The organism is Candidatus Eisenbacteria bacterium (assembly GCA_035712145.1).
GTDB lineage: Bacteria > Eisenbacteria > RBG-16-71-46 > RBG-16-71-46 > RBG-16-71-46 > DASTBI01.
Genome location: DASTBI010000002.1, coordinates 1 through 26,442 on the forward strand (window position 1 = coordinate 1; position 26,442 = coordinate 26,442).

24 protein-coding genes are annotated in these 26,442 nt (G+C 70.8%); 2 read left to right on the forward strand and 22 right to left on the reverse strand.

The genetic code is table 11. The annotated features are described in order from the left end of the window. On the forward strand, nt 1-205 hold a 205-nt coding region (locus VFQ05_00020), incomplete at its 5' end, for a hypothetical protein (protein HET9325135.1). Here VFQ05_00020 and VFQ05_00025 read toward each other — a convergent pair. Beyond that, nucleotides 202-681, reverse strand: coding sequence for a zinc-ribbon domain-containing protein (locus VFQ05_00025; protein HET9325136.1), 480 nt, complete (start codon nt 679-681; stop codon nt 202-204). The genes VFQ05_00020 and VFQ05_00025 overlap by 4 nt on opposite strands. A gap of 4 nt (nt 682-685) precedes the next feature. Further along, nucleotides 686-2,767, reverse strand: coding sequence for an ATP-dependent DNA helicase RecG (gene recG, locus VFQ05_00030; protein ID HET9325137.1), 2,082 nt, complete (start codon nt 2,765-2,767; stop codon nt 686-688). 98 nt (nt 2,768-2,865) lie between these two features. Here recG and rpmB point away from each other — a divergent pair, with 98 nt between their 5' ends. After that, nucleotides 2,866-3,081 carry a 50S ribosomal protein L28 gene (gene rpmB, locus VFQ05_00035; protein HET9325138.1) on the forward strand — a complete coding sequence of 72 codons (216 nt, stop codon included), beginning with the start codon at nt 2,866-2,868 and terminating at the stop codon, nt 3,079-3,081. A 105-nt stretch (nt 3,082-3,186) separates the two neighbouring features. Here rpmB and VFQ05_00040 read toward each other — a convergent pair whose 3' ends face one another. From VFQ05_00040 to VFQ05_00135, 20 genes are all read right to left on the reverse strand, one after another. After that, a complete protein-coding gene (locus tag VFQ05_00040) occupies nt 3,187-4,563 on the reverse strand; it encodes a tetratricopeptide repeat protein (protein HET9325139.1) in 1,377 nt (458 codons plus the stop codon). Between the two features lie 38 nt (nt 4,564-4,601). Continuing rightward, entirely contained in the window at nt 4,602-5,717 is a 1,116-nt protein-coding gene (gene ftsZ / locus VFQ05_00045) for a cell division protein FtsZ (GenBank protein ID HET9325140.1), read from the reverse strand. 79 nt (nt 5,718-5,796) lie between these two features. Continuing rightward, nucleotides 5,797-7,035, reverse strand: a complete 1,239-nt coding sequence (ftsA, locus tag VFQ05_00050) for a cell division protein FtsA (GenBank protein HET9325141.1) — start codon at nt 7,033-7,035, stop codon at nt 5,797-5,799. A gap of 52 nt (nt 7,036-7,087) precedes the next feature. After that, a complete protein-coding gene (locus VFQ05_00055) occupies nt 7,088-7,900 on the reverse strand; it encodes an FtsQ-type POTRA domain-containing protein (GenBank protein HET9325142.1) in 813 nt (270 codons plus the stop codon). Next, the gene (gene murC, locus VFQ05_00060) at nt 7,900-9,288 is read right to left on the reverse strand and encodes a UDP-N-acetylmuramate--L-alanine ligase (GenBank protein ID HET9325143.1); all 1,389 of its coding nucleotides are present in this window, start codon (nt 9,286-9,288) and stop codon (nt 7,900-7,902) included. Before murC ends, VFQ05_00055 begins: the two co-directional genes overlap by 1 nt. After that, entirely contained in the window at nt 9,288-10,430 is a 1,143-nt protein-coding gene (gene murG / locus VFQ05_00065) for an undecaprenyldiphospho-muramoylpentapeptide beta-N-acetylglucosaminyltransferase (GenBank protein ID HET9325144.1), read from the reverse strand. The genes murC and murG overlap by 1 nt, the downstream gene beginning before the upstream one ends. Next, nucleotides 10,427-11,563 (reverse strand): putative peptidoglycan glycosyltransferase FtsW, encoded by a 1,137-nt coding sequence (locus tag VFQ05_00070; protein ID HET9325145.1) that lies wholly within the window; start codon nt 11,561-11,563, stop codon nt 10,427-10,429. The genes murG and VFQ05_00070 overlap by 4 nt, the downstream gene beginning before the upstream one ends. After that, the gene (gene murD / locus VFQ05_00075) at nt 11,560-12,960 is read right to left on the reverse strand and encodes a UDP-N-acetylmuramoyl-L-alanine--D-glutamate ligase (protein HET9325146.1); all 1,401 of its coding nucleotides are present in this window, start codon (nt 12,958-12,960) and stop codon (nt 11,560-11,562) included. Before murD ends, VFQ05_00070 begins: the two co-directional genes overlap by 4 nt. Beyond that, complete coding sequence (mraY, locus tag VFQ05_00080) at nt 12,957-14,048, reverse strand: phospho-N-acetylmuramoyl-pentapeptide-transferase (GenBank protein HET9325147.1); 1,092 nt, start codon at nt 14,046-14,048, stop codon at nt 12,957-12,959. Before mraY ends, murD begins: the two co-directional genes overlap by 4 nt. A gap of 1 nt (nt 14,049) precedes the next feature. After that, nucleotides 14,050-15,459: a UDP-N-acetylmuramoyl-tripeptide--D-alanyl-D-alanine ligase gene (gene murF, locus VFQ05_00085; protein HET9325148.1), complete on the reverse strand. Its 1,410-nt coding sequence runs from the start codon at nt 15,457-15,459 to the stop codon at nt 14,050-14,052. Beyond that, complete coding sequence (locus tag VFQ05_00090; protein HET9325149.1) at nt 15,459-16,976, reverse strand: UDP-N-acetylmuramoyl-L-alanyl-D-glutamate--2,6-diaminopimelate ligase; 1,518 nt, start codon at nt 16,974-16,976, stop codon at nt 15,459-15,461. Before VFQ05_00090 ends, murF begins: the two co-directional genes overlap by 1 nt. Beyond that, nucleotides 16,976-19,126, reverse strand: a complete 2,151-nt coding sequence (locus VFQ05_00095) for a penicillin-binding transpeptidase domain-containing protein (protein HET9325150.1) — start codon at nt 19,124-19,126, stop codon at nt 16,976-16,978. Before VFQ05_00095 ends, VFQ05_00090 begins: the two co-directional genes overlap by 1 nt. 116 nt (nt 19,127-19,242) lie before the next feature. Beyond that, nucleotides 19,243-19,677 (reverse strand): hypothetical protein, encoded by a 435-nt coding sequence (locus VFQ05_00100; GenBank protein ID HET9325151.1) that lies wholly within the window; start codon nt 19,675-19,677, stop codon nt 19,243-19,245. Beyond that, a complete protein-coding gene (rsmH, locus tag VFQ05_00105; protein ID HET9325152.1) occupies nt 19,674-20,591 on the reverse strand; it encodes a 16S rRNA (cytosine(1402)-N(4))-methyltransferase RsmH in 918 nt (305 codons plus the stop codon). The genes VFQ05_00100 and rsmH overlap by 4 nt, the downstream gene beginning before the upstream one ends. Continuing rightward, nucleotides 20,575-20,928, reverse strand: coding sequence for an STAS domain-containing protein (locus VFQ05_00110; GenBank protein HET9325153.1), 354 nt, complete (start codon nt 20,926-20,928; stop codon nt 20,575-20,577). Before VFQ05_00110 ends, rsmH begins: the two co-directional genes overlap by 17 nt. Then, entirely contained in the window at nt 20,925-21,548 is a 624-nt protein-coding gene (gene mraZ, locus VFQ05_00115; GenBank protein HET9325154.1) for a division/cell wall cluster transcriptional repressor MraZ, read from the reverse strand. The genes VFQ05_00110 and mraZ overlap by 4 nt, the downstream gene beginning before the upstream one ends. Nucleotides 21,549-21,573: 25 nt before the next feature. Continuing rightward, nucleotides 21,574-23,115: a hypothetical protein gene (locus VFQ05_00120; protein ID HET9325155.1), complete on the reverse strand. Its 1,542-nt coding sequence runs from the start codon at nt 23,113-23,115 to the stop codon at nt 21,574-21,576. Then, nucleotides 23,112-24,404, reverse strand: coding sequence for a glycosyltransferase (locus tag VFQ05_00125; GenBank protein HET9325156.1), 1,293 nt, complete (start codon nt 24,402-24,404; stop codon nt 23,112-23,114). Before VFQ05_00125 ends, VFQ05_00120 begins: the two co-directional genes overlap by 4 nt. Beyond that, nucleotides 24,401-25,456 (reverse strand): glycosyltransferase, encoded by a 1,056-nt coding sequence (locus VFQ05_00130; GenBank protein ID HET9325157.1) that lies wholly within the window; start codon nt 25,454-25,456, stop codon nt 24,401-24,403. Before VFQ05_00130 ends, VFQ05_00125 begins: the two co-directional genes overlap by 4 nt. Continuing rightward, nucleotides 25,453-26,442 (reverse strand): GNAT family N-acetyltransferase (locus VFQ05_00135; GenBank protein ID HET9325158.1); only part of this gene is annotated, 990 nt, incomplete at its 5' end. The genes VFQ05_00130 and VFQ05_00135, both read right to left, overlap by 4 nt.

Consider the following 26,442-nt stretch of genomic DNA (forward strand, 5'->3'; position numbering starts at 1 on the left):
CCAGCAGTCCACCGAGACGCGCCAGCGCGGCCGCGTGTTCAGCGCGCGCGACTTCCTGATGCGGCTGGTGTTCCTGATCGGCGTGAGCGTGGCCGGAGTCGTGACCCGCGGCTTCGGCACCCAGGCGGCGCTGCTGATCGCCTCCGGCCTGATGGCGCTGGCGGGTCTGGTCGCGGTGGTCTGGGGACGGCGGTTCGCGCGCTAATTGCCCGGCAGCCCGGGACCGAGATCCACGTCCCAGCGCGCGCGCAGCGCGGCGCGAAACAGTGAGGCGTCGGCGCGAGGGCCGAGCGTTTCCCGGTACTCGTCCCAGGCCTGCATGAGATCGCGGCCATGCTCCGCCCACAGCCGGCCCGACGCCTTCGCCGCTTCGAGACGATCGCCGGCCCGCTCGGCCAGCGCGTCGAGGATGCGCACCGCGACGTCTTCCGGCGCTTCGCTCAGCACCGGAAGTCCGAGGACCTCGTCGGACTCGGCCGGCGACAGCGGCGTGTCTTCCTCCGGAACGGCCGGGTCCTGGGACGCGCTTGGCGTCGCCTCCACGGGCTTCGCCGTCTCCGTGTCACGCGGCACGATGAAGGCTTGTCCGCACTGCGGGCAACGGACTCGCGCGCCGCGCGGCCCGAGCAGGTGATCCGGAAGCGTGTAGCCGGCCGAGCAGTGTGGACATTGAACGGTCATCGCCTCACCCCGCGAGCGCCAGCTCGAGCGCTTCGCGATAATCCCTGAGCAGCGCGTCGCGCAGCGGCCGATGGACCGGATCGAGCAGCCGGGGATCGGCGGCCACGATGGCCTTCGCCGCTTCGTGCGCGCGGGTCAGCAGACGCTCGTCGCGCAGGTCGGCGAGCTTCAGCCGCGGCAGGCCGCTCTGGCGCATCCCCCACAGCTCACCGGGGCCGCGCAGCGCGAGATCGGCTTCGGCGAGCGCGAAGCCGTCGTCGGTGGCGGTGAGCTCCTCGAGCCGCTGCCGCGCGTCGCCCGATGTCGCGGGACCCGGCACCAGCACGCACACCGATCGGTGCGCTCCGCGTCCGATCCGTCCTCGCAGCTGGTGGAGCTGCGAGAGCCCGAAGCGCTCGGCGTTCTCGATCACCATCAAGGTCGCATTGCTCACGTCCACGCCTACCTCGATCACCGTGGTCGTCACCAGGACCTGGATCCGTCCGGCCACGAAGCCGTCCATGGTCCGTTGCTTGTCATCGGCCTTCATGCGCCCGTGCAGGAGTCCAACTTGAAAGCGGGCGAGCAGGGGGTGCTGGGAAAGCCTCTGGTGCTCCGCCTCGGCCGCCCGCGCCTCGATCCGGCCGCCCTCCTCGATCACCGGAAGCACCACGTAGGCCTGCCACCCGGCCGAGAGCTCCTGGGCCATGAACTCGATGACCTGCGGGAACTTCTCCTCGCCCGCGATGCGGGTCACGATCCTGCCGCGCCCTGCGGGCTTGGACCGCATCTGGCTCATGTCCAGGTCTCCGTACATCGCCAGCGCGAGCGTGCGCGGGATCGGCGTGGCGCTCAGCACCAGCACGTCGGGGATCGCCCCCTTCTGAGCCAGCGTCGCGCGCTGGCGCACGCCGAAGCGGTGCTGTTCGTCGACGATCGCGAGCCCGAGCCTCGGCATCTCCACCTTGGCCTCGAGCAGCGCGTGCGTGCCGACGAGGAGCAGCGGCTCCCCGGCGGAGAGCCGCGCGCGGATGGCGCGCCGCTCCGCCGGCGACGACGCCCCGGTCAGCGCCACCACGTCGATGCCGGCCGGCCGCGCGAAGCGCGTGAGCGTGGCCGCGTGCTGCCGCGCGAGGATCTCGGTGGGCGCCATGAAGGCGACCTGGTGCCCGGATTCGATGACGTGGAGCGCCGCCAGCAGCGCGACCACCGTCTTGCCGCTGCCGACGTCGCCGACCAGCAGGCGGTGCATGGGCCGCGGCCGCGCGAGATCGCCGACGATCTCCAGGAGCGCCTGCTCCTGGTCTTTGGTGAGCACGAACGGCAGCGCCTGCTTCACGACTCCCGCCAGCACACCGGAGCCTGCGTTCGAGAGCCCGCGGCCTTCCTCGGCGAACACGCGACGGCGCATCTCCAGCACCGTCTGGAGCAGGAACAGCTCCTCGAAGGCCAGCCGCTCGTGGGCGCGCGCGCGCTCGGCCTCGTCACCGGGGAAGTGGATGTGGCGCAGCGCCGTAGCCAGCGGCTCGAGACCGCGCGCGGCCTCGGCCGGAAGTGGATCCGCCACCCGGTCGGCCACGCGGTCCAGCGCGCGGCGCACCGCCACCCGCATGCCGCGCCCGGTGACACCGCGCGTCAGCGCGTGCACCGGCACCAGCCGTCCGGCGTGGAGCAGCTCCTCGATCTCGCTCTCCAGCACTTCGAACATCGGGTTCAGCATGCGGCCGAGTGAGTCGAGCGTGCCGCTCACCACCACGCTCGCGCCCGGCGCGATGGCGCGCGCCAGCCAGGGCTGGCCGAAGAAGTGACAGGTCACGGCGCCACTCGAGTCGGCGATGCGCGCGGTGAAGTCGGTGCGGCCGCCTCGTGTGCGATGGGCGGCGGCGCTCGTGACGCGCCCCAGCACGGTGAGCACGCGAAGCGGAGAAAGCTCCTTGACCGTCACGAACTCGCGGGCGTCGAGGTACGTGCGCGGGTAGTGACGCACGAGATGCTCGAGCGTCACGATGCCCATCTTCTCGAAGAGGCGGGCCCGTGCGGGACCCACGCCGGTCAGGAACTGGACCGGCGTCGAAGGTTCGAATGCGGTGCGCAGCGCGTCGCTCATCGGATGCGCGCCCTGGCTTGCCGCGGGTAGGGCCGGCTGCTATTCTCCGCGGCCTTGTCTTGCCGGGGGTGACCCCGGAATTGAAGGAGGATCTTCATTTGGCTCAACGCTGCGACATTTGCGGCAAGGGTACCCTCTGGGGTCACTCGGTCAGCCACGCGAACAACGCCACCAAGCGGCGCTGGAACCCGAATCTCCAGCGCGTGCGGGCGCTTCACGAAGGCCGCGTCCAGAATATCGATGTCTGCACCCGCTGTCTGCGGAGCGGACGCGTGGTGAAGGCGGTCCGCCGCCGCCGGACGCAGACAACCTAGGCTCCGTTAGGAGCCGAGGACAAGGCGCGCGAGGGAGCGAGGAGCGAGTCGTATTCCTCGATACGTCGCAGCGACGAGCGACCGAGCCAACGCAGTGATCGGCTCCTAACGGAGCCTAGGCGCGTGGCTCATCATCGCCCACGCCAGGTCCGAGCGCGCGGGCTCGAGATCGGGCCGCTGTCGCACCGCCGCACGCAGCGGGGCGAGCGCCCCTCCCGGATCTCCGAGCATCAGACGCGCCCGTCCGAGCAGGGCCTGCGCGTCCGGCCACGAAGGACGACTGGCCACCAGGTTTCGGAGCTGGGTCTCGGCTTCGCGGAGCCGGGACGAGGCCAGCTCGCTGCGCGCCAGCTCCAGCGTCGCCGCCGGGTAGCCGGGCCGCTCCGCGATGGCGCTTCGAAGCACCGAGCGCGCCTCGGCATGATCGCCGCGTGACGAGAGTCTTCGTCCGAGCGCGAGCTGGAGGTCGGGCGAGCGCGGGCGGATCGCCAGCGCGCGCCGCAGCGCCGGCTCGTCGGCGGCCTCCGCCTCGAGCCCGGAGAGGGCGGGACGTCCGAACGCCGGCACCTCGGTGTCGCGGATCCATCCCCGGCGCGCCGCGCGCAGCGCCTCCGACGTGAACCCCAGCGCGTGTTTCGCGAGCGCCAGGTGTCGATGGGCGCGGGCGAACTCACGCCGCAGCGCCACCGCCCGCTCGAGCGCGCGCAGGGCGCCGCGCGCATCGCCGGCCGCGAGCCGCGCCAGACCCAGCCAGGCGCGAACGTCGGGATAGGTGGGCTCCAGCTCGCGCGCCGCTTCCAGCTCCTCGACGGCCTCCGCCGCGCGCCTTTGTCCGAGCCGGATGAGCCCCAGCACGAGCCGCGCGCGCAGGAAGCGCGGGTTGAGCGCGAGCGCGGTCTCGAGATGCTGCGCGGCTTCCGCGGGACGGTTTTCGAAGAGGCGCAGCGCCAGCTCGCAACGCCGGTCCGCGTGCGCGGCATGCGCGCCCTCGAGACGGCTCTCGCCTTCCGCTTCGAGGCAGGACGCGGCGAACCCGCGGCGCTGAACCGCCAGCGGCGCCTCCAGAGCCGCCATCAACGCCCGGTCGAGCGCCTGGACCGCCTCGTTGCGCCGCCCGAGAAGGTCGAGGCACGCCGCGCGGAGAATTCCCACGCCATGGGTCTCGGCGCCGTCGATGGCCGCGTGATCGAGCCAGACCAGCGCTTCGCGAGGCTCTCCCGAGCGCAGCAGCACGCGCGCGAGCAGCCGCGCCGCCGCCGCCTGCCCCGGGTCGAGCTGCAGCGCCTGCTCGAGCTCGCTCTTCGCCGCGCCGAAGTCGCCGGCGTGCACCTGCGACATGCCGGCCAGGAGACGCGACTCGGCCGCGAGCGCTCGCGCCTGCGACGCGCACAAAGGGCTCCGCCCCGCCGCTTCGAACGACGCCGCGGCCAGCACGAAGCGACCCTGCCTGAGATCCTCGAGCGCCGGAGCGAGCCGCGCCAAGCGGCCCGCTCCGTGCCGAGGTCCTCGTGTGTCCGCGATCAATCCATCTGCTTCCGCAGGAAGGTCGGCACGTCGAGCGACTCCCCCCGCGCGCCACCCTTGCCGAAGCCGCGCCGCTCCTCGCGCTCCCACCCGTGGTGCGGACGGCGGTACTCCTCGGCTTCGCGCTGCGCATGCACGATCTTGAGCCGCGGCTCGGCGTGGCCGAAGCCGGTCGCGATCACCGTGATCAGGAGCTCGCCGTCCATGTTGGCGTCGATCACCGATCCGAAGATCACGTTCGCCTCTTCGCCGGCGGCCTGGGTCACCACGGTGGCCGCTTCGTTGACCTCGTGCAGCGTGAGGTCACGGCCTCCGGTGATGTTCACCAGCACGCCCTCGGCGCCGGAGATCGAGACGTCCTCGAGCAGCGGGCTCGACACCGCCGCCTGCGCGGCTTCGGTCGCCCGGCTCGGTCCGGTTCCGCGGCCGGTGCCCATCAGCGCGTTTCCGCGATTCGACATCACCGCCTTGACGTCGGCGAAGTCCAGATTGACGAGGCCTGGGATGGTCACGAGATCGGAGATGCCCTTGGTGGCCTTGAGCAGCACCTCGTCGGCCACGCTGAACGCGTCGGTGAGCGACGTGGTGCGCTCCACGACCGCGAGCAGACGCTCGTTGGGAATCACGATCAGCGTGTCCACCTCGGCGCGCAGCATCTCCAGGCCTTCCTCGGCCTGGCGCTGGCGGCGCCGTCCTTCGAAGCTGAACGGCTTGGTGACGACCGCGACGGTGAGCGCTCCGGTCTGCTTGGCCAGACGCGCGACGACCGGCGCCGCGCCGGTCCCGGTTCCACCCCCCATGCCGGCGGTGATGAACACCATGTCGCTGCTGGTCAGCACGTCGGCGATCGCCTGCTCGTCCTCCTCGGCGGCGCGACGCCCCGTCGAGGGATCGCCGCCCGAGCCGAGGCCTCTCGTGGTGGCGGGCCCGATCTGAATGCGGGTCGGGGCCAGCGATTGATTGAGCGCCTGGACGTCGGTGTTGGCGGTGATGAAGTCGACGCCGCGCAGTCCCGCGCCGATCATCCGGTTGACGGCGTTGCCGCCCGCGCCTCCGACTCCGACGACCTTGAGCTTGGCGGTGGCGGTGGCATCGATCTCGAGCTCGAACATGGGCACCTCTCCCTGTGCCGCGGGTGCGGCGGTTGCTCGGCGGTCATGGACCGCCGACGTCTTCCTTGAAACGGCCCGACTAGTAGAAAAGGTCGCTGAACCAGCGCCGGGGATCGAAGGCCTGGACCCAGTGGCCCGGACGCTCCGCCGCGACGAACGTCTCTCCGTTTTCCTCCTGAACGGCGTGAAGGACCAATCCGACTCCGGTCGAGAAGCGCGGATCGGCCACGTTGGCACCCAGACCTCCCAGACCTTCGGGAGCGCCGAGGCGCACGGGCATCTCGAACACCTGTTCGGCCAGCTCGACGACTCCGGGCATCAGCGAGGTGCCTCCGGTCAGCACCACGCCTCCGCCCAGCAGCTCGGCGAAGTGGTTCTTCCTCACTTCGCGGCAGGCCATCGTGAAGATCTCCTCCATGCGTGGCTCGATCATGGATGCGAGCACGTGGCGCGAGATCTCGCGGTCGGAGCGCCCTCCGACGCCGGGCACGGCCACCTGGTCGCCGGAGCCGATCAGCGAGGACAACGCGCAGCCCGCCTGGATCTTGATCTGCTCCGCCTTGTCGATCGGCGTGCGGAGGCCGATGGCGATGTCGTTGGTGACGTTGGCGCCGCCGCAGGGGATGATCGCGGTGTGGCGGATCGAGCTCTCGAAGAACACCGCCACGTCGGTGGTGCCGCCGCCGATGTCGAGCACCACCACGCCCAGGTCGCGCTCGTCCTTGCCGAGCACGGCGTGGCTGCTGGCCAGGGGCTCCAGCACCAGGTCGTGCACCTTGAGGCCCGCGCGCTGGATGGCGCGGCAGATGTTCTTGGCCGAGGTGACGGCGCCGGTGATGATGTGGACCTCCGCCTCGAGGCGCACGCCGCTCATGCCGACCGGGTCCTTGATGCCGCTCTGATCGTCGACGATGAACTCCTGCGGGATCACGTGGATGATCTCGCGGTCCATCGGGATGGCGATCGCCTTGGCGGCCTCCACCACGCGCTCCACGTCCGCGGGACCGATTTCGTTGTCCTTGCGCGACACCGCGATCACGCCCCGCCCGTTGATGCTGCGGATGTGATCGCCGGCGATCCCGGCGTGCACGCCCTTCACCGGCACGCCCGCCATGCGCTCGGCCTCGTCGACCGCGCGCTGGATGGACGCCACGGTCTTCTCGAGATCCACCACCACGCCGCGGCGAAGGCCCTCGCTGGGCGCGTTGCCGACCCCCACGATGTTGAGCTCGGTCGGCGCTTTCTTTTCCGCGATGATGCACGAGATCTTCGTCGTGCCGATGTCCAGCCCGACGTACGTCCTGGTGGCTTGAGCCATCCGCCTCACCTCCTGTGCTCGAACGTTCGTCCCCGGCGCCCGCGGGCGCCGCTCATCCTTGACGACCTACCGCTTCGGCCTGCGCGGGAGGTCGAACGATCACTTGGTTCTCGTAGCGCACGTCGACTTCGTCCGCCGAGGCGCCTTTGTGCTTCAGGTCGGCGAGCACGACGCGCAGCGCGGACAGCGTCTTCAATGGCGGCGGCCAGGCCGCGGCCACGACGCGGGTGCCGTCGAGCAGCGTGAGCGTGGTCAGCTGGTCGCGCGAGACGTCGAGCTCGGAGACCTGCCCGGCGAGCTGCAGCGTCTGGTCCGCCAGCGTGCCCGCCCATGAGAGTCCACGAGCGACTCTCGGGCTCGCGACGTGCGTCCCCGCCGGCACGCCCTCGAAGTCCGGTCCGACCAGGAGCGGCACGTCCGCCACGACGCCGCGCTCCAGAGGCTCGAGCAGGACGCCGGTCGAGTCCAGCTCCCACGGCGTGCCGTGGTCCACCAGCAGAGCCGGGACGCGCTCGCGCACCACGATGCGGATGCCGCGCGGGAAACGCCGCGTGACGGTGGCGCCGGCGATTCGAGAGTCGAGCAGCAGCGACTGCCGCACCCGCTTGAGGTCCACGGACCACAACGGGTCTCCGAGCTTCAGTCCCGAGATGGTCTGCACGCGGCCCGGGTCCAGGTAGCGCATCCCTTCGACCTCGAGCTTGCCGACCACGGCCCAGCGACGCGACAGCGCCGCCCAGGGCACGTGAGCCAGCGCGACCGCCAGCAGACCCACGGCGGCGATCTGCGCGAGCTGCCGCAGCCGTCCTCCTCCGCGGCGCCGCGCCGCCCGCGCCTGGAGCGCCTTGCCCTGATAGGCGCCCATCAGCGCTCCACCTTGACGCCCGACGAGCGCAGGCGGTCGAGAATGGTCTCGCCCAGCTTCCACACGTCGCCGGCGCCGAGCGTCATGACGGTGTCCCCGGCGCGCGCCTCGGCCGCCACCTCGGCCGCGACCGTCTCGAGCTCGGGGACGTAGCGCACGTGCATGGCGCCGTGCCGCCGCGCGCTGTCCGCCACCACCTTGCCGGACACGCCCTCGATCGGCTTCTCGCCGGCGCCGTAGACGTCGAGCACCCACACCAGGTCCGCCTGCTCGAACGCGGTGCCGAACTCCTCGGCCAGCGACTGGGTTCGGGAGTAACGATGCGGCTGGAACACGACCAGCCGGCGGCCGCTGCGCGCCGCGGCCGCGGTCAGCGTGGCGCGGATCTCGGTGGGATGGTGCGCGTAGTCGTCCACCACTCTCACTCCCGCGGCCTCGCCGCGCAGCTCGAAGCGCCGCGACACCCCCACGAACGCGACCAGAGCCTCCGCGACGTGGCCGAATCCGACTTCCACTTCGAGCCCGACCGCGACCGCGGCGAGCGCGTTCAGCACGTTGTGGTGGCCGGGCTGGTGGAGCTCGATCTCGCCCTGCACCCGGCCGTGGGCGATGACGCGGAAGCGCGAGCCGTCGGCACGCAGCCGGATGTCCTCGGCGCGCACGTCGGCGCCTTCGGCCGTGCCGTAGAGCAGCGTCCGCTTGCGGACGCTGGCGAGTATGCCGCGCACCTCCGGGTCGTCGGCGCACAGCACGGTCACTCCGTAGAACGGCACCCGGTTCGCGAAATAGACGAACGCGTGGCGGATCTCCTCGAGGGAGCCGTAGTGATCGACGTGCTCGAGGTCGATGTTGGTGATCACCGCCAGCGCCGGCGCCAGGCGCAGGAACGAGCCGTCGCTCTCGTCGGCCTCGGCCACCATGAAAGGACCGTGGCCGAGGCGCGCGTTGCTGCCGAGCGCGTGCAGCCGTCCCCCCACCACGATGGTGGGATCGAGCCCGCCTCGCGCCAGCACCGCGGCGATCATCGACGTGGTCGTGGTCTTGCCGTGGGCGCCGCCCACGGCGATGCCGTACTTGGTGCGCATCAGCTCGGCGAGCATGTCCGCGCGACCGATCACCGGCACCGCCGCGGCATTGGCGGCGAGCAGCTCCGGATTCTCGGACGTGACCGCCGAGGAGAAGACCACCACCTGCGCGCCCTCCACGTTGGACGCGGCGTGGCCGATGAAGACCCGCCCCCCGAGGCGCACGATGCGATCGGTGACTTCGCTCGCCTTGAGGTCGCTGCCCGACACCTGGTAGCCCATGTTGAGCAGCACCTCGGCGATCCCGGACATGCCGGAGCCGCCGATCCCGATCAGGTGGATGCGCCGCGTGCGCCCGTACATCAGCGCCCCGTCCCCGGCGCGTCTTCCGCCGCGTTGTGCGCCGCCGGCCGGCCCGAGGCGTGGCGGGCGAGCGTGCGGGCCAGCCGCTCGGCGGCATCGAGACGCGCAAAGGTGCGCGCGTGCGCCGACATGCGCCGCAGGGTCTGACGGTCGGCCAGGAGGTGAGCGACTTCCTTGGCCAGGCGCTCGCCCGACAGCTCGCGATCCAGGATCAGGCTGGCGGCGCTCCGATCGACCATGTTGCGGGCGTTGACTTCCTGATGGTTGTGGGCCGCGTAGGGATATGGAACCAGGATCGCCGGCGTTCCGCAGGCGGCGATCTCCGCCAGCGTCATCGCGCCCGAGCGGCAGACCACGAGATCGGCGACCGCGTACGCCAGGTGGATCTGGCGCAGGTAGGGCACCACCCGCGCCGGCAGCTGCTCCGATTCGACGGCGCCACGCGCCCAGTCGAAGTCCTGGCCGCCGGTCTGCAGGATGAATTGCACGTCGACGCGCCCCTTGAGGCGGCGCATCGCGTCGATCGCCGCTTCGTTGATGCGATGCGCGCCCCGACTTCCACCGAACACGAACACCGTCGGCCGCCCGTCCGCGAGGCCGAACTCCTGCAGGGCGGTGGCTCGATCGCCGCCCAGGATGAACCCGCGCACCGGGTTTCCCGTGACCTTGAGGTTGTCCTTGCGGCCGAAGTACGCGCGCGCTTCGGTGAACGACAGGTGCACCTCGTCCGCGACCCGCGCCAGCCAGCGATTGGCGAGTCCGGGGATGCTGTTCTGCTCCTGGAGGATGAGCGGCCGTCCGAGCAGCACCGCCGCCATCGACACCGGGCCGCTCACGTAGCCGCCGGTGCCGAGCACCGCGTCGGGCCGCTCCGTCATCACCAGCCACAGTGACTGGAGGAAGCCGATCAGGTTGGCCATCACCGCGATGGGCCAGCGCCACCAGGCGCGCCGCGGGAATCCTCGCGTGACCACGAAGCGGATCTTGAAGCCGGCTTCGGGAACCGCGTGCGATTCGACGCCGCGCCGCCCGCCGACGAACAGGATGCTCGCGTCGGGATGCAGGCGGCGCAGCTCCTCGGCCACCGCGATGCCCGGATAGACGTGGCCCCCGGTCCCTCCGCCCGCGATCAGCACCTTCATGACGCGGACCTCGAGAAGCGCTGGCGAGCCAGCGCCTCCCGCTCCTCGGCGCCGGCGCTCACGCGAAACACGATGCCCGCGGCCGCCAGGTTGACGATCAGCGCGGAGCCGCCGTAGGAGACGAACGGCAGCGGCAGCCCGGTGGTCGGCGCGAGGCCCGTCGAAACAGCGAGATTGACGAGCGCATAGAGCCCGACCTGCAGCACCAGTCCCGCGCCCACCAGATAGGCGAACGTGTCCTGGCTGCGCGCCGCGGCACGGAATCCGCGCACGACGTAGGACGCCAGCAGCAGGAACAGCACGGTGGCGCCCAGGAAGCCGAGCTCCTCGGCCAGGATCGAGAAGATGAAGTCGGTGTGCGCCTCCGGAAGGAACAGATACTTCTGATGGCCGCCGCCGAGTCCGCGGCCGAGCCAGCCACCCGAGCCGATCGCGATCAGCGACTGATCGAGCTGCCAGCCGGCGCCGCGCGTGTCGAGCGATCCGTGGAAGAGGAAGCCGGCGAACGACGCGACCCGCTTCATCTGATAAGGATGGGTGGCGAGCGCCAGCACGAGCGCCAGCGCGCCCGCGCCGACCGGCACCAGCAGATGCGCGACCCGCGCTCCGGCCAGGAACGTCATCAGCAGCGCGGTGAACATGAGCAGCAAAGCACTGCTCAGATTGGGCTGGAGCATGATGAGACCTGCCAGTCCGCCGACGATGGCGAGCGGAACGACCACGCCGTGCAGCAGTCCGCGCTCCTCGGGAGGATGGCGCTTGAGCCACCAGGCCAGGAACACCACGGTGGCGAGCCGCGCCAGGTCGGTGGGCTGCACGGTGAACAATCCGAGCTTGAGCCAGCGCCCGGCCCCCCCCGCCACGTGGCCCGCGACCACGACCACGCCGAGCAGCAGGGCGGCGGCGCCGAGCAGCCACGGGGCCAGCCCCTCGAGCACGCGCAGCCGCAGCCGCGCGCACAGGAGCATGGCGGCGATGCCGATCAGCGCACGCCCGAGCTGGCGAACGAAGAAGTAGTCGGGGTTCTGGTGGCGGGTGATCCCGAGGATCGCGCTCGACGAGTACACCATCACCACGCCGGCAACGGTGAGCGCCAGCGGCAGGATCAGCAGCACCCGGTCGCCGCGGTTCACGATCCGACTCCCGCCTGCTGCAGGCGCTCGACCTCGGCCTTGAAGCGGCGGCCGCGGTCCTCGAAGTCGCGGAACATGTCGAACGAGGCGCAGCCGGGCGAGAACAGCACCGTGGCTCCGCCGGCGCGCGCCACTTCGAAGGCGCGATCCACGGCGTCGGCGAGCGAGCTGGCGCGGGTCACCGGGACTCCGCGCCACGCCTCTTCGAGACGCGGAGCGCCTTCGCCGATCAGGACGAGGTGCGAGACCGTGCGCCGTACTTCATCGGCCAGCGGCCGGAAATCCTGGCCTTTGTCTCTTCCTCCCGCGACCAGCACGACCTTGCGGTCGAAGCTGGCGAGCGCCACCTTCAGCGAGTCGACGTTGGTGGCCTTGGAGTCGTTCACGAACTCCACGCCCTCCACCGTCCCCGCAGGCTCGAGCCGGTGCTCGAGGCCGGGGTAGATGGCGAGCGATTCGGCCAAGGTCGCGATCGGCACGTCGAACGGCATGGCGCAGCACAGCGCCGCGGTCACGTTGGCGAGATTGTGTCGTCCGCGCAGCCGGAGCTCCGAGGCTGCGAGCAGATGCTGGCGCCGCGCCGGCTCGCCGATCAGGACGTCGCCATTTTCGATCCACGCGCCGCGCGCCACCGGTCCGAAGGTGGAGAACTCGAGCGCGCTCGGCGCCGTCGGGATTCCGTCGGGCACGCGACGTCGCATCACTTCGGGATCGTCGGCGTTCCACACCGCGGTGTCCGAGGCGTCCTGCCGCAGGCAGAGGCGTCGCTTCATGGACGCATAGGTTTCGAAGTCGCCGTGCCGGTCGAGATGATCGGGCGTGAGATTGAGCCATGCCGCGACGCGCGGCTTGAGGCGATCCACCGACTCGAGCTGGAACGACGAGACCTCCGCCACCGCCACACCGTCCGGCGGAAGCTCGACCGCGGCCTCGCACACCGGGCGGCCGATGTTTCCGCACACCGCCACCGCTCGCCCGCTGGCACGGATGAGGGCGCCCGTGAGGTCGGTGGTGGTGCTCTTGCCGTTGGTGCCGGTGATGCACACGAAGGGCGCCCGCGACGCGCGCCAGCCGATCTCGAGCTCGGAGAGCACCGCGATCCCCGCCGCCCGCGCCGCGCGCGCGATCGGGTGCGCGATCGGAATGCCTGGACTCCACACCACCAGGTCCCGGCCTTCGAGCAGCTCGGGACCGTCGGAACCGAACACCGCTTCGATGCCGTCCGCGGCGAGCGCCGCCGCGGCTTCCGGCGCTTCTGCCGCGGTGCGGCGATCGCACACGAGCGGCGAGAAGCCGGCGCTCGTGAGGAGCCGGGCGGCGGCCAGCCCGGAGCGCGCCGCGCCCACGACCAGGGGCCGGCGTCCAGGCAGCTCGGGCTCGAAGTAGTGCCTGCTCATTGGAGTTTGAAGGTCGAGAGCGAGAGCAAGGCCAGCAGCGCGCCGACGATGTAGAAGCGCAGCACGACGCGCGATTCCGCCCAGCCGCTCAGCTCGAAGTGGTGGTGAATGGGAGCCATGCGCAGCACCCGCCGGCCCCAGAGCTTGAACGAGGCGACCTGGAGCATCACCGAGAGCGCCTCGGCCACGAACACGCCGCCGACCAGGACCAGCCAGAACTCGCGCTTGATCAGCACGGCGACGGTGCCGAGTGCGCCGCCCAGCGCGAGCGATCCGGTGTCGCCCATGAAAACGTCGGCGGGATGACAGTTGTACCAGAGAAATCCCAGCGAAGCGCCCAGCACCGCGGCGCAGAACACGGTGAGCTCGCCCGCGTAGCGCAGGTAGCTGATGTTCAGGTACTCGCTGATGCGCGCGTGGCCGCTCACGTAGCACATTCCGGCAAAGGCCAGTGCCGCGATCGCGACCAGGCCGGAGGCCAGCCCGTCGAGGCCATCGGTGAGGTTGACCGCGTTGGAAGAGCCGGTGACGACCAGGATCACGAACGGCACGAACAGGATCCCGAAGTCGATGAAGCGGAACTTGAGAAATGGCACGTGCGTGGTGGTGGTCGGCATTCCGGGCTCGGGAAAGGCGAGCAGGATCACGCCGATCAGACCACCGAGCGCGATCTGGCCGACGAGCTTGTAGCGCCCGAGCAGGCCCTTCGGGAGTCCCTTGACGACCCGGAGGTAGTCGTCCAGGAAGCCGAGCGCGCCCAGCCACACGGTGGCGAGCATCGCGAGCCACAGCGGACGGGAGTGGAGGTTTCCCCACAGCAGCACCGGAAGCACGATCGCCGTGACGATGACGATGCCGCCCATGGTCGGTGTGCCGGACTTGATCATGTGGCTCTGCGGGCCTTCTTCACGGATCTTCTGGCCCAGCCGGACGCGGCGCAGCCACTCGATCATCGGCGGCCCGAGCACGAAGCACACGAGCAACGCCGTGATCGCCGCGTACGCGGCGCGGAAGGTGATGTAGCGGAAGACGTTCAGCGCCGACATTCCCGGCATCTCGTGGAGCGGATAGACCCACTCGTAGAACACGTCAGCCCCCCAACCCTTCGAGCACGTCTTCGAGCGCCGCCCCGCGCGACGCCTTGAGCAACACCACGGTCCTGGGCCCGAGCGCCTCGCGCAGCGCGGCCGCCACCTCGGGCTTGTCACGGAACACCCGCGCGCGCACGCCCGCGCGCCGCGCACCGGCGGCGTAGTCGGCGACGTGCTGGCCCACCGTCCACAGCTCCGCGCGCCGGACCGCGGCTCCGACCTGGCGGTGCATGCGGGCCGCGGCCGGACCGAGCTCGAGCATGTCGCCGAGGATCGCGATGCGGCGCCGCGCTCCCGGCCAGCGCGCCAGAGTGGCGAGCGCCGCCCGGCTCGAGTCGGGATTGGCGTTGTAGCAGTCGACGAGCAGCACGCCGCCCTGAGCTCGGCGCGCTTCCATGCGCCCCTTCAATGGCTCCACCCGGCCGATCGCCTCGGCGACCGCCTCGGGCTCGAGCCGGTACTCGCGGGAGACCGCGAGCGCCGCCAGCGCGTTCGCGATCTGGTGGCGGCCGATCAGACGGAGCTGAACCGGCGGGAAGCCGCGTACGTGGAAGCGGCTCCCTTCCGGTCCGAGGTCCTCGATGCGCGTGGGCCGCACGTCCGCTTCGCGGGCGAGCCCGTAGCTCACGACGCGGCGGCGCAGGAGGCGCACGGCGGGCAGCAGGCGCGGCGAGTCCGCGCCGACGAACACCGGCGCGTCCGTCGGCACCGAGCTCGCCAGCGACGCCTTCTCGCGCGCCACGGCCTGCGCGGTGCCGAGTCCGGGACCGCCGACGTGCGCGGTGCCCGCGCTGGTGATGATGGCCGCGTCCGGCCGGGCGATCGACGCCAGCAGCGTGATCTCACCGGCCGCGCTCATGCCCATCTCGACGATCGCGGCGCGGTGCTCCGGCTGGAGACGCAGCAGGGTCAGCGGCACACCCCAGTGGTTGTTGAGATTTCCGATCGTCTTCAGCGCCGGCCCCGCGGTCGAGAGCGCGGCCGACACCAGCTCCTTGGTCGTGGTCTTGCCGGCGCTTCCGGTGAGACCGATGAGCGTGCCGTGCCATCCGTCGCGATGCCGGCGCGCGAGCTTCTGGAGCGCGAGCGTGACGTCGTCCACCACCACCAGCGGGCCCGGCTCGCGTCCGGCCCAATCCTCATAGGCGGAGCGCGAGCACAGCGCGGCGGCGGCGCCGCGCGCGAAGGCCTCGGGAAGAAAGGCGTGCCCGTCCACGCGGCTGCCGGGCAGCGGCACGAACAGCTGTCCCGGCTCGAGCGTCCGGGTGTCGATCGAGGCGCCTTCGACACCGCGCTCGAGCAGCGCCTCGCGCGCGGAAGGCTCCCGCGGCGCCTCGCGCACCATCAAGTCGCCCTCGGCCATGCGGGCCAGGCTGCGCAGCGTGAAGGCCGGAGCGGTCGCCGCCATCATCGTCCGCCCCCGTCGCGCAGCAGCTCGGCCGCCACGGCGCGATCGTCGAAGGGAAGCACGCGCTCGCCGATCGTCTGCGTGGTCTCGTGACCCTTGCCGGCGATCAGGACCACGTCGTTCGGACCGGCTGCATCGAGCGCCTGACCGATGGCGAGACGCCGATCGAGCTCCACCCGTCGCGCCACCTGTCCCATGCCCGCCGCGATGTCGCGAGCGATCGCCCCGGGGTCCTCGCCGCGCGGATTGTCGTTCGTGATCCACACCCGATCGGCGGATGCGGCGGCCACGCGGCCCATCACCGGACGCTTGGCGCGGTCACGATCGCCCCCGCAGCCGAACACCAGCAGCACGCGCCCCGAGGCGTGCTCGCGGACCGCCGCGAGCGCGCGCTCCAGCGCGTCGGGCGTGTGCGCGTAGTCCACCACCACCAGGAAAGGCTGTCCGGCGTCGACCCGCTCCAGGCGCCCCGGCACGCCGGCCATTCGCTCGAGACCCCGCACGATCGTCTCCGGCGCCAGGCGGAGCGCGCCGGCGGCGGTGAGCGCCGCCGCCGCATTGGCGGCGTTGTAGCGCCCGAGCAGCGGCAGTCGCAGCCGGACGCTGCGCGCGCTCGACGATCCTGCGGCCCACGGCGGCCCTTCGAGCGCGATCTCGAGCTCGAGGCCGCGCGGATCGGGCGTGATCTCGGTGACCTGCGCCGCGATCCCTGCGTCCATGCCGCCGGGCTCTCCGCGATAGAGCAGGATTCGCATGCCGCCGCGCCGCGCGGATTCTTCGAACTCCCGCGCCGCCGGATCGGCGGCGTTGATCACCGCCGCGCAATCCTTCACCGGTTCGGGATCGTTACGGCCGTCGAACAGCATCCGCTTGGCATCGAGGTAGGCTTCCATGGTGCCGTGATAGTCGAGATGGTCGTGGGTCAGGTTGGTGAACACCACGACGTCACAATGCACGCCGTACCCGCGTCGCTGAACCAGCGCGTGACTGCTCATCTCGAGCGCCACCGACTGCACGCCACGGTCGCGCATCTCCTTGAGCAGCGCCTGCAGCTCGAGAGATTCGGGCGTGGTCAGCGAGGAGGCGCGCCGCTCCTCCCCCAGATGCACGCCGGTGGTGCCGATGATGCCGGCCGTCCTTCCCGCCTCGCGAAAGACGGCCTCGAGCATGTAGGTCGTCGTGGTCTTGCCATTGGTCCCGGTGACCGCCACCACCTCCAGGCCGCGGGATGGATCGCCGTGGAAGCGTGACGAGGCGCGCGCCAGCGCGCGGCGCGGATCGGCGACCTGCACCACCGTGACGCCGGCAACGCTCAGCGCGCCGCCGACGACGGCGACCGCGCCCGCCGACACCGCCTGTCGCGCGAATGCCGCGCCATCCCGTTGGGAGCCGGCGAGCGCGAAGAAGACGTCCCCCCGGTGCACCCGTCTCGAATCGTAGGCCACTCCGCTGACGTCGACGTCGATCGAGCCCTCGACCGCGATCGGATCGTTGGGATCGAGCAGCGTGCGCAGCATCACGGAGTCGATCCCGCCGCCGCACCCGGAGGACCGGGTGGGCGGGCGGCGAGGGTCGCGGCCATTTCGCTCGCGTTGCGCGGCTCGCACCGCAGCACGCACGTCGAGGTCAGCGGCAGCGGCGTCCCAGGCGGCGGGCTCTGGCTGACGACCAGGCCATGGCCGTCGATCCTCGTGACCACCTGCCGGCGATTGAGCTCACGCAGCGCCTCGCGCGACGTTTGGCCCAAGAGGTCGGGCATCGTGGTCTCGAGCGAATCGGTGCCGGCCGCGAGCCACACCTCGACGCGCGCGCCGCGCTCCACGGCCATGCCGGCGGCCGGTTGCTGCGCGAGCACGCGCGGCCCCTCGCCGTGGAAGCGGCCATGGAGCGCCATCGTGGCGAGCGACTTCTCGGCGGCGCGCCGCGGAAGCAGCGCCAGATCCGGAACCGTGACCGGCGAGGGCGCCGGCGGACGGGTCGCGATCTGGGACTCGGGCCCGCGCAGTGGAGCGCTGGGCAGGCCGAGCAGATCGACGATCACCCGCTTGAAGACCGGAGCCGCCACGTCACCCCCGTAATAGTGCTTCCCGCGCGGCTCGTCGATCACCACGACACCGACCAGGCTCGGGTGGTCGGCCGGCGCGAACCCAGCAAACGAGGAGACGTAGAGCCCTTTGCCGTAAGTCCGCGACGCCGCGTCGTATTTCTGGGCCGTGCCCGTCTTGCCGGCGATGGCGTAGCCGGGAATGCGGGCCGACTTTGCGGTCCCGCTGTCCACCACCGCCGTGAGCATGCTCCGCAACGTCGCGCAAGTCGAGGGGCTGAAGACCCGGTGCGCCGCCGAGGGCGTGAAGCTGCGCACCACCGCGCCATTCTCGTCCCTGAGCTCGCGCACCAGCGACGGCCGCATCAGGACGCCGCCGTTGGCGATCGCGGCGTAGGCGAGCGTGAGCTGGAGCGGCGTGACCGACAGCTCGTGGCCGATGGCGATGGTCGGCGTCGAGCGCAGCGACCAGCGATCCGGGCTCCTGAGCTTGCCACCGGCCTCGCCGGGAAACTCGATGCCCGTGATGCTGCCGAAGCCGAGCGCGGTCACGTAGTGATACAGACGCTCGGCCCCGAGCAGCAGCCCGAGCCGGCCGAGGACGATGTTGCTCGACCAGCGGACCGCGTCGAAGAAGCGGTATCGCGCTTCCTTGTGGGTGTCGTGAAAGCTGGTGCCGGCGACCATCGGCGCCACGCCGGTCGCCGAGGCTTCGAAGACCTGATCGGCCCGTGCCAGCCCTTCCTCGAGCACCGCGCCGGCGACCACGACCTTGAAGGTGGAGCCGGGCTCGAATGTGTCGGTGAAATTCCAGTTGCGCGCCTTTCCAGGCTCGAGGTGCGGCACGGTGACCGCGGCCAGCACTTCGCCGCTCACGGGATCCATGAACAGGGCGAATCCCCGGGCCGCATTCAGCGTGTCCACGGCCGTCGCCAGGTGCGTCTCGACGATCGCCTGCAAGTCGGCGTTGATGGAAAGCACCGCCTGACGTCCGTCGAGCGGCGCGCGCATCATGCCGTTCACCTGGGCGTGGGTCCGGCCGCGCCCGTCCACCAGCTTGGTGATCCATCCCGGACTTCCGCGCAGCTCGTCGTCGAGCTGCAGCTCGATACCGTCCACACCGACGTTGTCGAGGTTGGTCCGCCCCAGGATCTCCGCCGCAGCCTTGCCGAACGGATACTCCCGGCGCGTCTCGGGCGACAGGTAGACGCCGCGCATCTCCAGCGCCGCGATCTTCTGCCCGATCTCGGGAGCGACGCGGCGCGCGACCCACAGGAAGCGAGGCTTGGAGGCAAAGTCGCGCTCCAGCCGGCGCGCATCGCGCCCGAGGATCGCGGCCAGCCGGCGAGCGACGCGGCGCGGACTCTTCATCTCGCGGGGCGCCGCGGAGATCGAGTAGGTGAGGAGATCGCGCGCCATCACGCGCCCGTTGCGATCCAGCAGGTTGCCGCGGCCCGGCCGGAGCAGCACGCGCTGCTCCTGATTACGGTCGGCCCGCCCTTCGTAATAGCCGTGCATGGCGACCTGCAGCCACCCGACCCGCAGCCACAGAACCAGCAGGCCCAAAAGAAGACCGGCCGCGGCCACCAGCACCCGACTCCTGCGCATTTCCCTGTGGGCCAACTGCATCCCTCCCTGGAACGGCGGTTCACGCTGACCGCCTGGCCGTCACATGCGCGGTGCGGTGGTGCGGCCGGTCACATCGACCGGTCGTCGCCCGACCCGTAGCTATTGTTCGTTCAGCTTCCCGAGCGGCCCCGGGCCTTGGCCTCAGGCACGAGGACGCGCGATACCCTTTCTGCCAGGAGCGCCAGCGAGCTCTCGTCCTTCGCCGGAGCCGACTCGCTGGACGCGAGGTACTCGGCGGGCAGGACGACCACTTGCTGGGCTTCGGGCGGCGCCAGTCGCAACCGTTCCGCGAGCGGAGCGAGCTCGGCGCGGGTGGAACGGCGCTCCAGCTCGGCCCGCACGAAATCCACTCGTGCGTGGACCTGCTGCAGCGCCGTGCGAGACTGATCGAGGGCCAGCGAGAGCTCGGCCACACGCGTGCTCTGCCAGACCTCGGTCAGCAGCATGCCGACCACGAGCGCGGCCAGCAGCCACAGCTCGGGGCGGGCGACACGCCCTTCGCGGGCGCGCCACGACGGAGCCATTCGTCGAACGGTGCCTTTCATGAGAACGCCCTCCGGAAAGCCCTCAGACGTGCGCTGCGAGAGCGCGGATTCGCGCTCCGCTCGGCTTCCGAAGGCCTCAACACCTTGCGCGTCAGCTCTTCCCACGGAGAGGGGGCGGTCGGCACGGGTTCGGGATGCCGCTTCGACACCCATCCATGGGGACGGAGCGCCTGCTTGATCCGGCGGTCCTCGCCGGAGTGATACGCGAGCGTCACCACCACGCCACCGGGACGAACGGCCTCCGGCAGCCACGACAACACGGCCTCGAGATCCTGAGCTTCATCGTTGATCCAGATGCGGATCGCCTGGAACACCTGCGCGGTCCGTCGTGGGTGCGGGCGGCCGCCGAGGACACGGTCCACCAGCGTCGCGAGAGCGCGGGTCGTGGGGAGATCTCCGCGCCGCGCCGCGTCGATGATCGCGCCGGCCAGCCGCCTCGCACCTGCGACGTCTCCATGCGCGCGCAGGACGCGCTCCAGGACTTCCGGCTCCACCGCCGCCAGCGCCTCCCAAGCCGGAATGCCGCGCGTGGGATCGAGCCGCAGGTCGAGCGGGGCATCATGGCGGAACGCCATGCCGCGGCTCGCGTCGTCGAGCTGCGGGGACGAGAGGCCGAGGTCGAGCAACGCCCCCTTCAGGGGCTCGCGATCGAATCGACTCCAGGCTGTGGGGAGCTCGGAGAGGCGGCCGTGGGTCATCAGGATCCGGCCTCCGTAACGTTCGAGCCTCGATTGAGCACGCGCGAGCGCCGTGGGATCCGCGTCATTGCCCCACAGCCGCGCGCTCGGTTCGCGTTCGAGAATCCCTTCCGCATGCCCGCCGTCTCCCAGTGTGGCGTCCAGATACAGGCCCGGGCCGGTGAGCAGGAAGCCGAGCGTCGGCTCGAGCAGAACCGGCTCATGGCGTCCGTTCACCGCGCGTCGTCCGCGGCATGCCGCGAACCTCGATGCCTCCTGGCCTTCCCTCGAAGCGCGCGACCGCTTCCATGAGCCGCGCCGCAGCAAAGCGCTCGAAGCGACTCACGCACGAGCAGTCGAGCACGACCCTGGAGATCTCGCGCGGCTTGAGCGCGGCCAGAGCCCGCTCGAGCCGCCGCTCCGCCGCGCCATCGATCCAGCCGCTGAGCGCCACGTGCGCCACCTGCGCCTCGCCCGGCTCCTGCAGGAGCTCGACCCGCGCGGAGGCCGCATGACGTCCGCCCAGCTCGAGATTGATGGCCAGTGACGCTCGCATGTTCGACTCCGCGTTCATGCCGGCTCGTCCTTGAGGTGTTCCGCGGCGAGGCGCTCGTACTGACCTTCGACATCCATGATGGGAGCGATCGCCGCTTTGAATCGATCGGGGTTCCAAATCTCGATGTGATCTTCAGCGCCGTGCACCACGGCTTCCTTGTCCAGTGATGCACGGCGAACGAGCGCAGGTGGGATCGGGACTCTTCCTTGTGCGTCCACCTGCACTTCCTTGGCATCGGTGAGAAACGCGCGGCGGAAAGCGCGACCCGTCGGATTCGAGATCGGGATCTTCCGCAGACGTTCCATCATCCGCTTCCACTCGTCTTTCGAATAGCCATGAACGCAGCCGTCGAAACCCATGTTGAGCACGAAACGGGTGATCGCCCGGCCGGTTTCAGTGCGGCGCATCGAGACGGGAATGCTGATCCGTCCCTTGTGGTCGATGGCATGGGTGTCCGTTCCGAGGAAGGAAGACATTGGGCGCCTGTGACCCCCATTACCACTGACCACCACCATTCCCCACTTCTCACCACCGCGCGGCAAGATAGGTCCACGGTTCGCGCCTGTCAAAAGAAAATCATCGCGCGCGGCGCAGAAAAATCCGCCGCTCGGCGCTGCACGATTGTGCAGTCGCTCCAATCCCGCGCCGATCGAAGCTTTCGATCTAGCGCGCTGTCGCGCGCAGCGAGTCGAAGACCGCCCAGTCCACCTGATAGAAGGTGTAGACCACAGGCAGCGGACGGGCGACGCCGAGATTCGGCATTCGCGCGGTGCCGATCGGCGTGAGCGCCGAGCCGTAGCGGCTCGCGCGCTTCAGCGCATTGGCCGTGGGCGCCCGGTCGACGAGGTAGTCGGGCCGTGCGAAGGATGCGAAGGCGAACGACGACACCGCTTCTTCCGGAGTCTGACGCACGAGATGCGGGACCATGCGCGGCGTGACGAGCCCGGCGAGGTCGACCACCGGGCGCTCGCTGAAGTAACCGATCGCTCCGATGTCGGGCGCGGCGATCACTGATCCTTCCGGCGTGTGACTCTTGAACCAGCGACCCCAGCGGATCAGCGAGCTCTCGAGCGCGGGCGTGAAGGACTTCACGTGCGGGATCACCGAGCGCTGGTAGACGAACCCGTTCTGCGCGATCACGAGCAGCATGACGATCGCCGCAAGACCGATCGCGCGGTTCCTGCGCGCCGGGCTGGGCTGCGTTCCGACCCACCATTGATCCGCGGCTCGCCATGCGAGCCAGTCGAGGATCGGCAGCACGATCAGGAGGTAACGCGAGATCACCGGCACTCCGCGCGCGAGGTAGAGCGCCGGAAGCCCGAAGACCCACGCCCAGGGCAGCCAGCGTTGCGCCAGGTTGGCCGGCGAGATGCGCACCACGCGGCCGAGGAGCAGAGACACGAAGAGCAGCGCCAGCAGCACGCCATCGGTGGCTCCGATCACGAGGATCTGCTGTCCGATCGAGTCCACGTGGCTCGACACGGTGGCGACCCCGGCCGACTTGGCGGCGAGCGTCTGCGGCCAGAAGGTGCCGAAGTAGATGCGCGCGAACAAGAGCCACGTGCCGACGATCAGCAGCGGCGGCAGCGTGCCGCTGATCAGCCGGCGAAGACCGAAACGGTCCTCGGTCTCGATCAGCAGGAACATGACCCAGAGGAGCAGCAGCCACATGGCCTCGGGTCGCGTCAGCGCCGCCAGCGCCCATAGCGATCCGGTCCGCACCGGGCGGGCGCCCCAGCGCTTGCCTTCGGTGAAGGCGACGAAACCTCCGAGAATCAGGGCCACGGCGAGCGGCGTCTCCATGCCCGAGGTCGCCCAGCGCGCCATCCAGGCATGGCTGCTCCAGGCGATGGTGGCCAGCGCGCGAATCTCCGGCGTCTCCACCGTGCGCCGCATGAGCTGGAGGAACAGGCCGACCGATCCCACCGCCGCCAGCATGCCGAACAGCTTCGCCATCCACAGGCCGTCGAGGCCGAGCGCCATCGCGTCGGCCAGCAGCGCCACCCAGAGCGGGCTCGTGCAGCCGTAGACACGCTCGCCAGGGTTGAACACCAGTCCGTGTCCGTTCGACAGGTGACGCGCGTACTGCAAATGGATGAACGTGTCGTCGGTCAGGTAGTCGCGGATCGGCCACATCAGGGCCAGCACGATGAGCACGCCGACCGCGAGGGCGATGCGCTCGACCCGGGTGAGCTGGGGCGTCATCGAGCACTCGCGGGCACGAGCTCGTCGAGCGTCGAGGCCAGCCGCTCCGCCAGCCGGCGCCGCTCGTGCTCATCGATCCACGAAACCTGGATGTCCGGCGCGCGGCCATGCGCGCGCCAGTCCAGGTAGCGACGCTCGAGCTCGTCGGTCAACACGTCCCTCCGGCCGGGGGGCAGGACCACCTGGTTCGCCCGACGCACGAGGTCCGTGGCCTCGTCTCGCTCGTCGATCAGGGCCACGATGGGACGGCGGGCTTCGAGATACTCGTAGAGCTTCCCGGGCACCATGGTCCGGAACATCGGGCCTCCGGGCTTGAGCAGCATGAGCACGTCGGCGCGATGCTGGGTGCGGCGCGTGTCCGCGTGTGGACGAGGCCCTCCGAATCGCACGATGCCGCGGAGACCGAGCGCCACCGAGCGATCCTCGTAGCCGCTCTCGTAAGGACCCAGGAGCTCCACCCGCAGGCGGCGCCGCGCCTCGGGATGGCGCGCCAGCAGATCGTGCACGGCTTCGAGCAGGATTTCGGTATCTGGCTGCTGCGCCATCGTCCCGGTGAAGACGATGAGGAATGGCTCCGCCGCGTCCGGCGGATCGGCCGCGCGCAGGTCCGAAGAAGGCTCGAAGCCGTTCGGCAGATGGAGCACCCGAGGGGCGGCGGCGGCCGGCAGGCTCGCCCTCAGGGTATCGGCGTGGAGACGCGACGCGGCGATCACGCGATCCGCGCGCTCCACGACCGAGCGCTCCATGGCTTCCTGGCGGGCGCGGTGCCATCCAGTCGGAGGCGTGCGGAAGGCGAGCGGGATCCAGGGATCGCGGAAGTCCGCGACCCAAGGCAGCCGTGTCTTCGCCGCGACGTCACGCGCCGCCAGGTGCACGCTCTCGGGCGGCGAGCTCGACCACAATGCGTCAATGTCGCCCCGGCCCACGCGTGACAGCGCGGCATGCCGTGCCCGCCGCGCCCATCCACGGTACGAGTCGGGCAGCAGCCACCAGTCGGAGAGCCGGCGCAGCGCTCCGAAGGCCGAGCCCGATCGCCGGCCGCCCGAGGCGCCACCCGCCTTGAGCCACGACGAGATCGCGCTGCCGCCGCGCACGCGGATCACTTCCGCGTCGGGCGGAGCCGCCAGTGAATCGTCCCGCACCCAGTAGTCCTCCTCCCCCGCGCACACCACCGTGCACGACCAGCCGAAGCGAGGCAGGTGGCGCGCGAAGCCGAGCACGCGATGCACGCCCCCTCCACCCAGCGGCGGGAAGAAGTAACACAGGAGCAGGACCCGCCGCCCCTTCATCGCGCCCGGCTCGCGAGCGCCTGAAAGCGGGCTTCGATCTCGGCCATGTTGCGCGCGTGGTCGGCGCGCCGCTCCACCACCTGGCGGTTGTGATGACGCGCGCGAACGCGCCACTCGGGGTCGGCGAGCGTCTGCTCGAGCGCATGGGCGAGCGCCGCGGAATCTCCGGGGGGAAAGAGGCGCGCCCCTTCCCCCTCCTTCACCCACTCGCGGTTCCCCTCGAGATCGCTCACCACGGGCATCGTGCCGCACGCCATGGCTTCCAGCAGAGAGAGGGACGTCGAGTCCGAGTGTGACGCCGACACATAGATCTCGGCGCGACCCAGCCACTCCGCGATTCCCGCGGCGTCGAGCTGGCCCACGAACTGGAAACGGCCCGCAGGGAGAAGCTGCGCGGCGAGCCGCTCGATCTCGGACCGTGAAGGACCGTCACCGGCCAGCACCAGCCGCGTGTCCTGGCGTGTCGCCATCACCTTGGCCACGCCTTGGATCACCGTGGGCAGGTCGTAGATCGGCTCCATGCGCCGCGTCGAGACGATCAATCCCGGTTCGCGCGCCGGGGCTTCGCGGTAACGCCAGAGCTCCACGCCCCACGGAATGCACGCCACACGATCGGGAGGCGCGCCCAGCGTGCGGGCCGCGGCCGCCAGGTTCTCGGCGTCCGCCAGCACCAGGTCGGCGCGCCGCAGTACGTAGCGGAGGCGCGCCCGCTGCAGTGCGCCGCGCTGGCCGAGGACCAGGAGATCGGATCCCCACGCCGTCACCGACAGCGGGTGGACTCCGATCAGCGCTCCGAGCAGGCCGTAGTTCGGAACGTAGTGTGCGTCGACCAGGTCGGGCGCGAAGGCCCGCACCTCGCGACGGAGCACGGGGGCCGTGAGCGGATAGCGAACGAAGCCGGGAAGGGGAAGGGCTTCGAGCCCTCGCGCACCGAGACCCTCGGGACCCGGCTCCAGCGACCACAGCGCCACGTCGTGACCCCGAGCGCGGAAGTGCTCGACCCAACGCTGCGTGTGGACGGCGGCCGCGTTTCCCAGCGTTGCGATCTTCACGCCGGGGCTCCCCTCCACCGATTGGACTGCCGCCTTCGCTGGAGCGCGGCCACCGCCTTGCCCCACGCGGAGGCGTAGTCGGGACCGATCCATCGGATCGTCACGGGGAGCGCGCGCGCCCCCATGGCCTTCTTGAAGGACGCGACGTTCTCGAGGCCCGCGCTCGCGCCGAGATTGAAGCGCTTCGCGCCGTCGCGGGCAGCGGATTCGATCATGCTCCACACCAGAGTCGCGAATCCGTGGCGAGGGCGAGCGTCGGGATGCGAGCCGCTCCACCACAAGAGCCACTCGTGCTCGCCGACCAGCGCCGCGGCGCCGCTCAGCAGTCCACGATCGTCCCGCACCGTGAACAACCGCGCGGCCGGCGCGTCGCCCGCCAGGAGCCGGCGCAACAGGCTCACGGGCTTGAGCCGATGCCCACTCCAGGCGCGCGCCTGCGCGGCATAGAAGGCGTAGATCTCGTCCAGCGCATCGGGATCCTCGGCGCATCGCAGACCGCGCGCGATCGCCGCGGCGATGCTCTCGCGGGTTCTGCGCTGGAGCCGCCGATAAGCGGCCGCGGCTCCTTCGGACAGGTCGACGACATCGGTCTCGCTCACGCGCGTTTCCCCCGCCAGCTGCGCGATCGTGCCGGGGTCCACGGCGGGACCTTCGGGCCGGAACAGCACCCATTCGCCGCCGACGATCCGTGCGTCCCTGGCCCGCGCGTCCAGCGCGTCCGCCACCAGCCGGTCCACGAGCGGGTGTGCTGCGGGCCGCGCCAGCGGCGCGCCAGGCAGCGTGTACGGCATGGCGCGCAGCCACTCGAGCGCGAAGCGCCGCTCCATCACGACCGGGGCGCCACCGATGAGCGCGCCGTCCCCTTCCTCGACCAGCACGAAGCTGGCCCTGCATCCGGGCAAGGCCTCGACCAGCGCCCGCACCACGTCCGGGCGGTGAAGCGGCGTGGCGTTCGGATCCTCTCGGCGCAGCGCGTCCCAGTCGTC

Bases quoted from the DNA above. Each gene is read 5' to 3' on its own strand.
- VFQ05_00025 (HET9325136.1), bottom strand. From the start codon at position 681: ATGACCGTTCAATGTCCACACTGCTCGGCCGGCTACACGCTTCCGGAT.
- recG (HET9325137.1), bottom strand. From the start codon at position 2,767: ATGAGCGACGCGCTGCGCACCGCATTCGAACCTTCGACGCCGGTCCAG.
- ftsZ (HET9325140.1), bottom strand. From the start codon at position 5,717: ATGTTCGAGCTCGAGATCGATGCCACCGCCACCGCCAAGCTCAAGGTC.
- ftsA (HET9325141.1), bottom strand. From the start codon at position 7,035: ATGGCTCAAGCCACCAGGACGTACGTCGGGCTGGACATCGGCACGACG.
- VFQ05_00055 (HET9325142.1), bottom strand. From the start codon at position 7,900: ATGGGCGCCTATCAGGGCAAGGCGCTCCAGGCGCGGGCGGCGCGGCGC.
- murC (HET9325143.1), bottom strand. From the start codon at position 9,288: ATGTACGGGCGCACGCGGCGCATCCACCTGATCGGGATCGGCGGCTCC.
- murG (HET9325144.1), bottom strand. From the start codon at position 10,430: ATGAAGGTGCTGATCGCGGGCGGAGGGACCGGGGGCCACGTCTATCCG.
- murD (HET9325146.1), bottom strand. From the start codon at position 12,960: ATGAGCAGGCACTACTTCGAGCCCGAGCTGCCTGGACGCCGGCCCCTG.
- murF (HET9325148.1), bottom strand. From the start codon at position 15,459: ATGGCGGCGACCGCTCCGGCCTTCACGCTGCGCAGCCTGGCCCGCATG.
- VFQ05_00090 (HET9325149.1), bottom strand. From the start codon at position 16,976: ATGCTGCGCACGCTGCTCGATCCCAACGATCCGATCGCGGTCGAGGGC.
- VFQ05_00100 (HET9325151.1), bottom strand. From the start codon at position 19,677: ATGAAAGGCACCGTTCGACGAATGGCTCCGTCGTGGCGCGCCCGCGAA.
- VFQ05_00110 (HET9325153.1), bottom strand. From the start codon at position 20,928: ATGAACGCGGAGTCGAACATGCGAGCGTCACTGGCCATCAATCTCGAG.
- VFQ05_00120 (HET9325155.1), bottom strand. From the start codon at position 23,115: ATGACGCCCCAGCTCACCCGGGTCGAGCGCATCGCCCTCGCGGTCGGC.
- VFQ05_00125 (HET9325156.1), bottom strand. From the start codon at position 24,404: ATGAAGGGGCGGCGGGTCCTGCTCCTGTGTTACTTCTTCCCGCCGCTG.